Annotated in this window: 11 protein-coding genes; 4 read left to right on the forward strand and 7 right to left on the reverse strand. The window is 64.5% G+C overall.

The window, feature by feature from the left end; all coding sequences use genetic code 11:
• The first annotated feature begins 380 nt into the window (after window positions 1-380).
• Entirely contained in the window at window positions 381-1,130 is a 750-nt protein-coding gene (locus tag AC5Y6Y_RS00360) for an esterase (protein WP_499928860.1), read from the forward strand.
• 169 nt (window positions 1,131-1,299) lie between these two features.
• A complete protein-coding gene (locus tag AC5Y6Y_RS00365) occupies window positions 1,300-2,769 on the forward strand; it encodes a PE family protein (RefSeq protein ID WP_499928862.1) in 1,470 nt (489 codons plus the stop codon).
• A 21-nt stretch (window positions 2,770-2,790) separates the two neighbouring features.
• Here the strand turns inward: AC5Y6Y_RS00365 and asnB are convergent, their stop codons facing one another.
• Together asnB and AC5Y6Y_RS00375 are read right to left on the reverse strand one after the other, a co-directional pair.
• Window positions 2,791-4,707, reverse strand: coding sequence for an asparagine synthase (glutamine-hydrolyzing) (gene asnB, locus AC5Y6Y_RS00370; protein ID WP_499928863.1), 1,917 nt, complete (start codon window positions 4,705-4,707; stop codon window positions 2,791-2,793).
• A gap of 114 nt (window positions 4,708-4,821) precedes the next feature.
• On the reverse strand, window positions 4,822-5,388 hold the full coding sequence (locus AC5Y6Y_RS00375) for a dihydrofolate reductase family protein (RefSeq protein ID WP_463824696.1): 567 nt from the start codon (window positions 5,386-5,388) through the stop codon (window positions 4,822-4,824).
• Between the two features lie 145 nt (window positions 5,389-5,533).
• On the opposite strand from AC5Y6Y_RS00375, the gene AC5Y6Y_RS00380 reads away from it, so the two are divergent.
• Window positions 5,534-5,971, forward strand: a complete 438-nt coding sequence (locus AC5Y6Y_RS00380; RefSeq protein WP_499922733.1) for a hypothetical protein — start codon at window positions 5,534-5,536, stop codon at window positions 5,969-5,971.
• A 10-nt stretch (window positions 5,972-5,981) separates the two neighbouring features.
• Here AC5Y6Y_RS00380 and AC5Y6Y_RS00385 read toward each other — a convergent pair whose 3' ends face one another.
• The 4 genes from AC5Y6Y_RS00385 to AC5Y6Y_RS00400 form a co-directional block, all read right to left on the reverse strand.
• A complete protein-coding gene (locus tag AC5Y6Y_RS00385; RefSeq protein ID WP_499928865.1) occupies window positions 5,982-6,638 on the reverse strand; it encodes a TNT domain-containing protein in 657 nt (218 codons plus the stop codon).
• Between the two features lie 85 nt (window positions 6,639-6,723).
• Window positions 6,724-8,676, reverse strand: a complete 1,953-nt coding sequence (locus AC5Y6Y_RS00390; RefSeq protein WP_499928867.1) for an aconitate hydratase — start codon at window positions 8,674-8,676, stop codon at window positions 6,724-6,726.
• A 67-nt stretch (window positions 8,677-8,743) separates the two neighbouring features.
• Window positions 8,744-9,985 carry a putative hexosyltransferase gene (locus tag AC5Y6Y_RS00395; protein WP_499922737.1) on the reverse strand — a complete coding sequence of 414 codons (1,242 nt, stop codon included), beginning with the start codon at window positions 9,983-9,985 and terminating at the stop codon, window positions 8,744-8,746.
• A gap of 166 nt (window positions 9,986-10,151) precedes the next feature.
• Window positions 10,152-10,670 (reverse strand): hypothetical protein, encoded by a 519-nt coding sequence (locus AC5Y6Y_RS00400; protein WP_499929316.1) that lies wholly within the window; start codon window positions 10,668-10,670, stop codon window positions 10,152-10,154.
• A gap of 393 nt (window positions 10,671-11,063) precedes the next feature.
• Here AC5Y6Y_RS00400 and AC5Y6Y_RS00405 point away from each other — a divergent pair, with 393 nt between their 5' ends.
• Window positions 11,064-12,311: a fatty acid desaturase family protein gene (locus AC5Y6Y_RS00405; RefSeq protein WP_499928869.1), complete on the forward strand. Its 1,248-nt coding sequence runs from the start codon at window positions 11,064-11,066 to the stop codon at window positions 12,309-12,311.
• On the opposite strand, the gene AC5Y6Y_RS00410 is transcribed toward AC5Y6Y_RS00405, so the two are convergent.
• Window positions 12,296-13,117: a mycofactocin-coupled SDR family oxidoreductase gene (locus AC5Y6Y_RS00410; protein WP_499928871.1), complete on the reverse strand. Its 822-nt coding sequence runs from the start codon at window positions 13,115-13,117 to the stop codon at window positions 12,296-12,298. The two genes, AC5Y6Y_RS00405 and AC5Y6Y_RS00410, sit on opposite strands and share 16 nt — an antisense overlap.
• Window positions 13,118-13,285 lie beyond the last annotated feature (168 nt).

Genomic DNA, 13,285 nt, shown 5'->3' on the forward strand with positions numbered 1-13,285 from the left:
GCGGAACTCGGCTCGCGGGGAAGAAGCGCGGTCAACCGATAGGGCGGGAACGCTGGGCAAGTACGGCGGGGGTGCAGCTGTCCGCGCCCCGGGCCTGGCGCGTCAGCGGGACAGGTTGGAATCCGCGAAGTCAACGGGAATCTTCGCGCAACCAGGGGCGACACGCTTGGTCTGCGCCGCGCCGAGATCCGCGTTGCCCGAAGGCGGCCGAGCCTGATCCCGCTGCTTCAGTGTCGGGGCTGCGACATGCGGCCCCCGCCCGACCTTCCACCCGCACGTCGCCAACCAGCGCAAACCCCGGCGGATTTACCTCCCACAAGCACTTCACGCTAACGTCGCATGCGCGGCGCGCTGCCGCGTTTGCTCGGAGGGATTCACATATGCGCCTGTTCAACGTCGCCGTACTCGTCACGGCTGGCACCATCTTCAGTTCTCCTGCCCTCGCGGTAGCCGCACCAAAGGATTACTGCGCCGACCTCAAGGGCAACAGCACCGGCAGCTCGTGTGAGATCCAGGTCACCGACCCCGCGTACACCGTCGACATCAGCATCCCGCTCGATTACCCCAACCAGCAGCCGATTGCTGACTACATCTCCCAGACCCGCGAGACGTTCACTAACGCGGCCAAAGGCGCGCCCCAAGGCCAACCCGCCGAGCTGAAGATCAAGCCGTCGGAATACAGCTCGGCAATTCCGCCGCGCGGCACGCAGGCTGTGGTGTTCAAGGTGTACCAAAACGTGGGCGCACAACCGCGGACCACGTTCAAGGCGTTCAATTACGACCAGACCTATCGCAAGGAAATCCTCTACACGGCCAAGCCGGACGACAAGAAAAATACGCCGTTGTGGCGGGTCGACGATCCGCTGAGGGTCGTAGCGCCCGTCGTCCAAGCGGAACTGCAGAAGCAGCAAGCACCGCCCGCACCGCCCGCGCAACCGGGACAACCGGCCACGACCGCACCGGCGCCGGCATTGCCGATCTCACAAGCCGCGTTGAACGACCCCGCCAACTACCAGAATTTCGCGGTGGTCAACGAAGGGGTGATCTTCTTCTTCGACCAGGGCACCCTGCTGCCCGACGCGGTGCAGGTGTTGGTGCCCCGGTCGGCGATCGACCCGATGCTTGCTTGACGACCCAACTCGCACCCGCAGCACCTCAGTCCCGCTCGAACAAACTGAGGTAGCCAACTACTCAATCCCACCGCGATTCCCCTGGATACGGTCGAAATCTCGACGTCGTCCAGGTCGGCGAAGTAACCCCGGACACCGTCCCGGGCCGATACGCGGTAGGAGAACAGCAGTGTCGTACGTATTTGCTGTGCCGGATTGGGTGGGCTCGGCGGCTGCGGACATGGCGCGCATCGGATCGTCTCTGCAAACCGCGAATGCGTCCGCGGCGGTCTCGACCAGCACCGTCCTCAGTGCGGCCGGGGACGAGGTCTCCGCCGCGATCGCCGCCATATTCTCCGACTACGGGCGGGAGTACCAGGCGCTCAGCGCCCGGTTGTCGACATTCCACGATCAGTTCGCGACCGCTCTTTCCGGGGCCGGAACTGCCTACGCCGCGGCCGAGGCGGCCAGCGCAAACCCGCTGGAAGCCCTTGCACAGGGCGTGCTGAACGTGATCAACGCGCCCACCAACGCTTTGCTGGGCCGTCCGCTGATCGGCAACGGCGCCGACGGCGCGGCCGGGACCGGTCAGAACGGTGGCGCAGGCGGATTGCTGTTCGGCAATGGCGGCGCCGGCGGCTCAGGAGTTGCCGGCGGTGGCACCGGCGGGCGAGGCGGCGATGCCGGGTTGTTCGGTGACGGCGGCCGCGGAGGGGCCGGTGGAATCGGTTCGACCGGAATCCAGGGCGCCGACACCGTCACGCGCAACGGAGGCGTCGGCGGCACCGGTGGCCGGGGCGGGGCCGGCGGCACCGGCGGATTGCTGTGGGGCAACGGCGGCGCCGGTGGCACCGGAGGTGCCGGTGGCTGGGGAGGCTACGGCGCCACGGCCCCGAACGCCGGAGTTGCCGGGGGCACCGGGGGCACAGGTGGCACCGGAGGCATGGGCGGTCCCGGCGGCGCCCACTTGTCCCTGTTCGGCCACGACGGCGCCGCGGGACAGCTGGGCGACGGCGGCCGCGGCGGCAACGGCGGCAGCGGTTCCATCTACGGTGGCACCGGCGGCCTCGGTGGTGACGGGGGCATGGGTGCCAACGGTGGCCGCGGCGGCGACGGTGGCAGTGTCTCGGCCGAAGCGAGCGGCACGAATAGCACCGACGTCACCGGCGGTATCGGCGGCAAAGGTGGCACCGGCATCGCCGGAGTTGGCGGAGACGGCGGCAACGGAGGCAGCGCGTACATCCGGGCCGGCAGCGGATCCGGAAACGCCGTCGGCGGCCAAGGCGGGATGGGCGGCACCGGGACCACCGTCGGCGGAGACGGCGGTGACGGGGGACCCGGCTCGCTCATGGGTTACGACTATGGCCCAGGCGGGGGAAGCGGTTATGCGATCGGCGGTGCCGGCGGCATGGGTGGAACCGGCCCTACCGGCGGCCGCGGCGGCGACGCCGCTTACGCCTTGAACTGGGGAAGCGGCACCGCCACCGGCGGCCACGGCGGCTACGGCGGTACGGGCAATCCCGGTCACGGCGGTAGCGGCGGAGAGGGCGGCGACGCCATGGCGACCACGCTGGCCAAAGCCTCCGCAGGCTCTGGTGGCATGCCCGGAACCGGGGGAGGCGGCTCAGTCGGCGAGTCGGGAACGGCCAGCAAGCTGTAGGTCCCGGACAACAGATGCGATTTACGTCATCGAAAACAGCTGCTGCATCACGATCACGCTCGTCACCCGCTGCAGGCCGCCTTCGACTGCGATCCGCTGATCGTCGGGCGACTCGAGCAATTGATCGAGCGCCGTGGAAACTCTGTCCATGTCGTAGATCGGCTGGTCTTTCGCCGCTTGCGAAGCAAAAGTATCCCGGTAGAAAGCGAGCATCGGGTCGTTCGGGTCGCGCGTCGGCGGCGTGGTGAACGGATGCTTCTGTCGGTCGTACACCTCGGGGATCAGCACGTCTTTCGCCGCTTCGCGCAGCACATGCTTTTCGCGAATTCCCTTGATTTTCATGCTGACTGGCACGCGGGCCGCGGCCTCGGCGACACGGTGGTCCAGGAACGGCACCCGCCCTTCGATGGAGTGCGCCATCTCCATCCGATCGGCCAGGTAATTCAGAATGAAGTTCGGCAGGACCGTTTTGGCGTTGATGTACAGCACCTGATTCAGGTGATCGCGTGCAGTGACGCGCTGTGCAATCGGCAACCGATCCAGCGACGACACCAGCGGCTGGTACGCCCGGACCCAGTCCGGCAGGTCGTCGCGCAATAATGGCGCCACGCTATTGGTCTGCGCCGCACCGACATTCAGCGTTGCCGGCAGCCAGCCGAGTCTGCGCTCCACCGCCTGCATCTCGGGGCTGCTCACCTGTTCGGGCATCATCAGCGCACGCGTTGCAGCATTGGCGCCGAGCATCTCGTCCAGGAGTTTCAATCTCTGGTCGGCGCGCAATGTCTTGTCGTCGTTCAGCGCATCGACGCGGTAGTAGGGATACCCGCCCAGCATCTCGTCGGCGCCCTCACCGGTGAACACCACCTTGATGCCGGCGGCCCGGACGGCACGGCTCAGCAGATACTTGGCCACGCCGTGGCCGTTGAACATCTGCGTCTCGGCATGCCAGATCGCATCCGCGAAGGACTCGGCGATCTCACGCCCGGTGATCGGAATCGGGTGATACGTCGCACCGACCCGCTTGGCCTGTTCTTCGGCGACCCGGGCCTCGTCGTAAAGCGGATTCTCGAAGGTGAGCGTGAACGCGCGAATGGGCCGGTTCAGTTCCTGCTGCGCCAGCCCCAGGACGGCACACGAGTCGATGCCTCCGCTGAGATACGACGCGACCTCGACATCGGCGACCAGCCGCTCCCGCACCGCGTCCTGCAGCGCGTGACGGAAGTCGGCGACGACCTCTGCTTCACTTCGTGTGTCTGCGCGCATCTGATCAGCCGTCGGGATCTCCCAATCCCAGTACGCATAGATGCGGACAACGCCATCTCGCGCAATCGCATAACACCCCGGCGGCACGGTGCTGATCCCGGCGAACTCGGTCTTCTCGTGGGATCTGCCGAACCCTCCGGTAGCACCCTCGAGGTCCCATCGGGCCGGCACGCCCAACGCCAGCAACGCCTTGATCTCCGACGCGAAGTACACGTCGCCGTCCACCGCCGCGTAGTAAAGCGGTTTGACGCCGAACCGATCCCGGATCGCATACATGGCGCGCTGCCGTTCATCGGCGATGATCACCGCGAACTCGCCGCGCAGCTGCGTCGCCGCCTGGATACCCTGCTCGGCGTAGAGGTGCAGCGCGATCTCGCTGTCGCTGGCGGTGGAGAACGAATACCCGTTGGCACGAAGGCGCTCGCGAATCTCGCGGTAACCGTAGAACTCACCGTTGACGACCAGGTGCACCGCGCCATCCGGGCTTGTCATCGGCTGAGTCCCGTTGTGCAGACCGATGATTGACAACCGTGTGTGTCCGAGCGTCCACTGCCCGTCGCGCGAGGTCCAGGTGCCACAGCCATCGGGCCCGCGGTGCTCCAACAGCTTGAGCGCGGCGTCACGCCGCTCGGTCGCAAGGCCGCGGCGCGTCATCGCAGCGAAGATTCCGCACATCGGTGTGCCCTTTCAAGACGTCCACGGTCACGCGCCAACTGGGCACGAACACACGTCACCGAGTCGGCAACGCTGCTGTTGGAGCCTAACGCCGCGGGCCTTCCGGCCAGCACATCAGTCGTGTTTCGCTGCGTACCGCAGCAGGACCGTGCCACCCGGAAAGGTGCGATTCTCCAACAGCCGCAACGAGATCCACGACGGCAGTGTCGGGAAGAACGGGATGCCGCCGCCCACCGCGGTGGGCGCCACCACCAGCCGGTATTCATCCACCAGTCCGGCCGCAACGATCGGTGCGGCCAGCGTCGCGCCGGCCACCTCCAGGGTGCCGTCGGTGTCGGCCTTCAGCTTGCGCACCACCTCGACCGGGTCGCCGCGTTCCAGCCGGGAGTTCCAGTCGACGGACTCCAGGGTGCGCGAAAACACGACCTTGGGCATATCGCGCCAGGTGCGGGCGTAGTCGACGATGAATGGGGTGGCGTCCGGGTCCTGGTCGGCGGTCGGCCAGTACGCGGACATCAGTTCGTAGAGTCGCCGCCCGTAGAACGACAGGGCGGTCTCCCGCTCGAAGTCGTTCCAGTACTGGTGCAGTTCGTCGCTTGGTGCAGACCAGTCGATGTTGCCCTGCGCGTCGGCGATGTACCCGTCCACCGACACGTTGAAGCCATAGATGAGTTTGCCCATGCAGATCAGACTGCACCGCAGGACCACATTCATCGCGGCGCCACGCGAGCGGGCAAGACTGCACGCAACGGGCAACTCCATTTACGCCTTCACTGTGCTATAGCAAATTGAGGAGCTCACACGTCATCAGGGAGGACTCGGCGTCATGTCAATCTCACGAGGCATCGTCACACTCGCCCTGCTTGCCGGGTGGGGGACGGTCGGGTCCGCCGGAACCGCGTGGGCGGCACCCGTAATGAGCGGACACTACCTGTCGACCGTGACTTCGGATTCGGGTGAGATCACCACGAGCGATTGGTATTTCACCCCGTGCGGGGAAGGGTGCGCGTCGGTCGCCAACACACCCGGCGCCCCAGCCTTCGGCAACGCGCGCATGGTCAACGGTCAGTGGACACTGGTCTGGCATTCGGACGCGTTCTGTCCGGGCGGATCGCGGGTTCCCGACGTGTACGTCAGCTACGCGACCTGGGATCCGATCACCCTGGAAGGCAAAGACGACTCAGGCATCGCCACCCCGATCTGCGGGTCGGGTGGTAGGCCGCCGCGCGTGACGCAGCATCTGCAACTCACTGCAGTCGGGTGAGCGGCTTGGGTTAGCCGTCGAGCCCGTACTTCGGCGGCACCTCGATGAGCTGGCCGGCGGCCACCAGGTCTTTCACCCTGGTGTTGCCGAGAAAGTACTGGTAGCCACCGCCCGGCTGGCCGGCGAAGTCTTTGATTTTCCCGTACTGGACCGTCAGCTCTTTCACGACGCAGTAAACGTGATAGTTGGCTTCGGGGGAGCCTTTGTAAGTGTTGAGGGATTGCGGCGGCAAACCCCGAGACGCGAACGGGGTGTGCTTCTCGTTGGCGAGGAAGTTCGCTTCGTCGGGTTTCCCGAACCGGTCGAACAAGTGACCCTTCTTCATGGTGAACGGCTTAGCTTCACCGGCGAACCCGAAGTTGGTCGGCCATTTCCACCCGTTGGTTTGGTCGTAGTACTTGTCCAGAAAAGCTTTGGGTTCCAGGGGCGGCGTGCCGAGTCGTTGGTAACCGACCAGCAGTCGCTTCACCGGCCCGGTGGGCAGAGTGTTGGGTCCCAGGATGTTGCCGGAATACGGGGCCGGGACGGGGAAAGGCTGGGAGTCTGCCGCTGCGGGTTCTCCGGTCCCGGCTTCCGGGCACTGCTGGTCCGCCTTCGCGGTAGCGGGAGATACGAGAGAAAGGCACACTGCGATCAACGCGCCGATGACCAGAGATTGGCTCCGCATCCAAAGCTCCTTCAGATTTGCTGTCTAGGCCCGAATATGGACCCTAGCGGATCGCTGCGTTGTCGTCCTCCTGTGCGCCCGGCCCCTACTTCTCCTCTTCCGCAATCCGCGGAATCAACCCACCGGCCAACACATCTTTCACCTGGCGCGGTGAAAGTCGGTGTCGCACAGTAAAAGTCGAGTCTTTGTCGACGATCGAGACCTCGAAAGACTCCTCTTTCTCCAGCTGATCGAGCCCCTCGATGCGCAGTTTGTCGTCCTGGTCGACAGCGTCGTAGTCATCCGGATCGTCGAACTCGAGTGCCAAAATCCCGTAGTTGGCCAGGTTTTGCCAGTGGATGCGCGCGAACGACTTGGCGATCACCACCCGCAGCCCCAGATAGCGCGGTGCGATCGCGGCATGCTCGCGAGACGAGCCCTGCCCGTAATTCTCGCCGGCCACGATGATGTGCCCTGTCTCCTCAGCCTCCTGCGCCCGCTTCGGGTAGGAGTCGTCGACCCGCATGAAACTGAACTCCGCCAGCTTCGGGATGTTGGACCGGTAGGGCAGCGCCTGCACGCCGGCCGGGGAGATCTCATCTGTGGAGATGTTGTCCCCGACTTTCAGTAGCACCGGCGCCTCCACCTCGTCGGGCAAGGGCGACAGTTCCGGCAGGCTGGAGATGTTCGGTCCCTTCACCGGCTCCACCTTGGCCGCCTCGTCGGGATCCAAAGGGGGTACGAGCATGGCGGTATTCACCGAATTCTCTTCGGGCAGATCAAGTTTCGGGTAGTCCATGCCGACATCATCAGCCCAGTCCCGCGGATCAGTGATCTGTCCCGTCAACGCCGACGCCGCAGCGGTTTCCGGCGAGCACAACCAGACCGCGTCTTCCTTCGTGCCCGACCGGCCCGGGAAGTTGCGCGGCATGGTGCGCAATGAGTTGCGACCCACCGCCGGCGCCTGGCCCATGCCAATGCACCCCATGCAGCCGGCCTGGTGGATGCGGGCGCCGCCCATGACGAGTTCCAGCGTCGCGCCCATCTTCGTCAGGTCCGCCAGGATCTCTCGGGACGTCGGGTTGATGTCGAAGCTGACCTCCGGGGCGGTTTGGCGCCCAGCGACCATCGCCGCCGCGATCGCGAAATCGCGCAACCCCGGGTTGGCGCTGGACCCGATCACCGCCTGTGCAATCTCCTCGCCGGCCACCTCCCGCACCGGCACCACATTGCCGGGCGAGGACGGCTTTGCGATCAGCGGCTCGATCTCGGACAAATCGATGGTGTCCTCGACGTCGTACCCCGCCCCGTCGTCGGCCAGCAACTCGACCCAGTCGTCTTCGCGTCCCTCGGCGCGCAGGAACGCCTTGACGGCGTCGTCACTGGGGAACACCGTCGTCGTCGCACCGAGCTCGGCCCCCATGTTCGCGATCACGTGCCGGTCCATCGCAGTCAGGTTCGCCAGCCCCGGACCGTAGTACTCGATGATCCGGTTCACCCCACCCTTGACGTCATGTCGGCGCAGCATCTCCAGGATCACGTCCTTGGCCGAGCGCCACTGCGGAAGTTCGCCCTCCAACCGGATGCCCCACACCTCGGGCATGCGGATATGCAGCGGTCGTCCGCTGATGGCTAGCGCCACCTCGAGTCCGCCGACGCCGATCGCAAGCATGCCCAACGATCCGGCGGCCGGGGTGTGCGAGTCCGACCCCACCATGGTCTTGCCGGGGATGCCGAAGCGCTGCATGTGCGTGGGATGCGAAACGCCGTTGCCCGGTTTGGAGAACCACAGCCCGAACCGCTGGGCTGCGGTGCGCAGGTACTCGTGATCCTCGGCGTTCTTCTCGTCGCCCTGCAGCAGGTTGTGATCGACATACTGCACGCTCACATCGGTCTGCGCCCGGTCGAGTTTGAGTGCTTCGAGTTCCTGCATCACCAGCGTGCCGGTTGCATCCTGGGTCAATGTCTGGTCGATATGGATCGCGATCTCTTCGCCCGGTGTCATCTCGCCGTCTTCTAGGTGCGAATCAATCAGTTTCTGGGCGACATTCATGGACATGGTGGCTCCCTCCAGATGCGCGACAGTGCACTGAAAAGGGGAATACCCTCGAATGGCCGCGTCTAGCTCACCCGACGAAATCCTTCGTCACGTACAGGTAGTGGATGATCGTGGCCTGCGCGACGAGCATGGCCAGCGCGATGGTCACTACCACCACCCGCGCTGGTCGGTACTTCGCGTATATCAATGCCAGGACAAGGTAAATACTCAAACATGGCAGCGCATAGCGGTGGACGGCCACCAAACTGCTGTTGATCGAAAAGAAGACGATCGAGCACAGGCCGAAAATACCAAGCGGAATGCCCTTGCCCCGGTACCCCCATAACAGGTAGACGGAGCAGGCGAAGAGCACGGTGAGACATAACAGAGGAATGGCGAAATTCACGGTGATGTCATTGTCGAAACCGCGCGGGCCGAAGACAGCTTTGCCGGCTTCCCGGAAGTTCCGGTAGAGGGTAAAGACGACGTTCGGTTCGAACGTCAGGTAATTCCACGATTTGTCCGTCTTGTAGGCACTGAACATGGCGAAGAAGTCTCGGCGCACATCCAGCAAATAAAATCCGTACAGTAGAAATCCTGCAGGTGCCAGCAGAAAGTAGGCAAGGTTGCGATTGATCGCCGCGCGGACACGCCACCGGTAGGCGCGAAGGTATTCCAGTCCGCACAGCCCGACAAAGAGGAGCGACGGCAGCCGCGTTGCCGTCAGAAATGCCAGCATGACCGCCATCGGGAGCCAGCGTCGTTGCAGTGCAAAGGCATACGCCCAGAATGCGAGTGCGACAAAGACAGCCTCGGTATAGAACTGGTGCATGAAGATCGCGGCCGGTGCCGCGAGGAACATCACCACACTGACGAAGCGGTATTTCGTCAACCCGAACTCGCGGCAGATGGTCAGCAGCGCCGCAATGGCGAAGCCGAGAGCAACAGTATTGACCAGCAAACAGAGCTGAGGATACGGAATGCTGTGAAACGTGACGGCCGACAGGGCGCCGACGATCGAAGGGAACAGCGGATAGAAAGCGGGCGACATCGGATTCTGGGTGTAATGCTCGTTGAGGATATTGAGATACCAGACCGCATCCCACTTCATGATGTGCTCGAGGAAGCCAGTCCTATCCGGGAGCAGCAGGGCGCCGAGCAGCGTGGCGAACGTTTGCCACCCCAGGGCCACAATGAATGCGATCGCAATATCGGAAGCCAGGACCGCTTTCAGCCATCGGTTGCTCGCGGTGGGCGTGGGCGTCGGCGCAGCCGCTGAATCGGCCGCGTGCTGAGCGACCGAACGCTCAGCCACGACTTCTTGCGTCACCCGATCCTGCTTGCGCTCGGCCCGTACGTCATGCGCCCTCCTCGACAGGCGTCGCTGCAATGTGCCTGCGCCGCCGATTCGTGTTTACCTACCCACTTGCGCAGCAATTTCCACGCTGAGGTGGAAGCGCGCTATCGACGCTCAGGAAGCTTGCCCGGTCAGGCGCCTACGAGCAAAACGTGTAGCCGATGAACTGCCGGTCAGCGGTACCGGAGGGGTAGTTCGTATAGTGCGCCGCGGGCATTCCGTTGTACCGGGCGTTCATCTCCTGTACCGCTGGCGGGGGAACACCTTTACCGAAGGCCAGAATCAGATCCGCGAATATCTTGAGGCCCTCGCGGCAACCGGAGTTCGCCCGCGGCGGCTGCGGGTTCCACGCATGCACGACGACCTCATGGGTGACCTGGTAGCCGGCGGCGCAATTGGGATCGCAGATCTTGAAGACGGCCACGCCGGTCCCGTCGGCACCCTGGGACCCCCAGGAACTCCACACGACGTCCTGCAGTGCGACGGCGACGCTGGCGCACCCCACGATCTTGAGCTTGGCCGGCCGTTCGTCCGGCGGGACCGTGCGGCTGTAACAGCCGGGAATGGCAAAGGTCGTCGCCGGGGTCGCGGTGTGCACGGGCGTCCTATCCGGGAGGCGCGTCACCTGTGTGGCAACGACCCCGACACCACCGATCATCGCGACTACCAAAGCGAAGAAGACCGCTGCTCGGGTGCCGCGGGGTGCCGCACGCCCCCGGCTCGACCAACGGTCGGTGGATTTGACGCTCACGGCCAACAGGTTTACCGCGTTAGGCCACAATCACACCCGATTGGGCGGGACTGTTAACCGAGTCGTCATGCCGCGCGGGCCGTGCGACACCCATCACCGGGGCCCCGGGATGCGCAGGAATCCCAGATCTTCTACTAACCTGGGGCATCAGCACGAGCCATCATCAAGGCGTGACGCGTTGATTCGCCGGCCGGTGGGATGGCGACAAGGAAGTCAGCGATCGAGCGGGGGGCTCGGTCGTCGATCAGACACCTGCCAGCAGTGCGGCGGAGATGTCTACTCAGCACAGGGGGACAAACCATGGCGATTACGGATGTGCCGGCCTTCGCCCACTTGACCGATGCCGACATCGAGAACCTGTCGGTCGAACTCGACTCCATCCGTCAAGACGTCGAAGACTCCCTGGGCGCGCGCGACGCCCGCTACATCCGCCGTACCATCGCCGCCCAGCGCGCACTGGAAGTGGCCGGCCGGGTGCTGCTGGCCGCCAGCGCGAAACGCGCTGGATGGTGGGCCGGAACGGTGACGCTTGGTCTGGCCAAGATCATCGAGAACATGGAACTGGGCCACAACGTCATGCACGGCCAGTGGAACTGGATGAACGATCCCGAGATCCACTCCACCACGTGGGAATGGGACATGAGCGCGGCCTCCAAACACTGGGTCGCCGCCCACAACTTCCAGCACCACAAGTTCACCAACATCCTCGGCATGGATGACGACGTCGGTTACTTCGTCCTCCGGGTCACCCGCGACCAACCGTGGCAGCGCTACCACCTGGGCAACATCCTGTTCAATGTGCTGCTATCGATCGCGTTCGAGTGGGGAATCGGCTTGCAGACCGTCGATGTGGAGAAGCTCTTGCGGTCCGGCCCGGAACGCGACACCACCTGGCAGCAGACCCGCGAGTTCACCACCAAAGCGTTCAGGCAGCTGGTCAAGGACTACGTTGCGTTCCCCGCGGTCACATCGTTGTCGCCGCGGGCGACGTACGCATCGACGCTGAAAGCCAACGCGGTGGCCAACGTCATCCGCAACGTCTGGGCCAACGCGGTGATCTTCTGCGGCCATTTTCCCGACGGCGCAGAGAAGTTCGCGGAAACCGACATGGTGGGCGAGACCAGGGGCGAATGGTATCTGCGCCAGATGCTGGGCAGTGCCAACTTCGAAGCCGGGCCGCTGCTGCGTCTGCTCAGCGGCAACCTGTGCCACCAGATCGAGCATCACCTGTTCCCCGACTTGCCGAGCAACCGGTTGCATGAGGTGTCGATCCGAGTGCGCGCATTGTGCGACAAGTACGACTTGCCTTACACCACAGGACCATTCGCGATGCAGTACGCCAAGACGTGGCGTACCATCGCCAAATTGTCGTTGCCGGACAAGTACCTACGCGACACCGCCGACGACGCTCCGGAAACCCGCAGCGAGCGGATATTCGACGGTCTGGAGCCCGGCTTCGGCGCCACCGATCATCGGACGGGGCGCCGCCGCGGACTGCGAACAGCGATTCAGCGTCGCCGGGGAGCCAAAGCTCAGATCTTCAGATAGCCCTTCTCGGCGGGAATCTGCGCTGCGGTGACCAGCGACGAGGCGTCACTGGCCAGCCACACCACGATGTCCGACACCAGGTTCGGGTCGGCCAGCGCATCCGTCGGCAACGCGCCCGGCGAGAAGCTGTGGATGAAGGTCGGATGGTCCTGGAACAGCTGATACATCGACAGGTCGTTGCCCATCTGAGTATCGGTGCCGTACGGGTGCACCGAGTTGACCCGGATACCGAACTCGCCGAGTTCGACGGCCAGCGAATTGGTCAGACCGACCACGCCGAACTTGCTGGCGCAATAATGCCCGCAACCGGGCACGGCCTTGATCCCGGCCGCCGAGCTGATGGTAATGATTGATCCGCCATTTCCCGCTGAGATCATCGGCGGCACAACTGATTTGATGGTATTCCACAGGCCGGTCAGGTTGATGTCGATAATGTCCTGCCACTGCTGAGCCGAGATCTCCCACAGCCGGCCCCAATTGAGCACCGCCGCATTGGCCACCACGATGTCGAGCCGGCCGAACTGCTCGATCGCCTTGGACACCAGGCGTTGCTGGCCTGCCAGATCACGGACGTCGACTTCTTCGGCCAGGATCTTGCGGCCTTCGCCTTCGACCAGGCCCACGGTCTCAGCGAGATCCTCCGGGCTGGCCGGGGGATACCCGTTGTGCTCGGCCACCGGGGAACACGCATCGAGGGCGACGATGTCGGCACCGGCCCGGGCGAGGCGCACACAGTGCGACCGGCCCTGGCCGCGCGCGGCGCCAGTCACGTACGCGACCCGGCCCGCTAGTGGGTGTTCGCTCATCCCGGCAGCTCCTTTGCTTACGGCCTGTCAGCTGGCCGAAAGTGAATGGTAGCCGCCTGCCGCGCCGCGCCGCATGCAGCGACCTGCCGCGGAAATCACCGGGATGGCACCAAGGCGCATCAAAGGTGTTGCAGCCCGTACGCTTTCAGAGCTCCGTCACCGACCGTG

The organism is Mycobacterium sp. NGS24 (genome assembly GCF_059813065.1).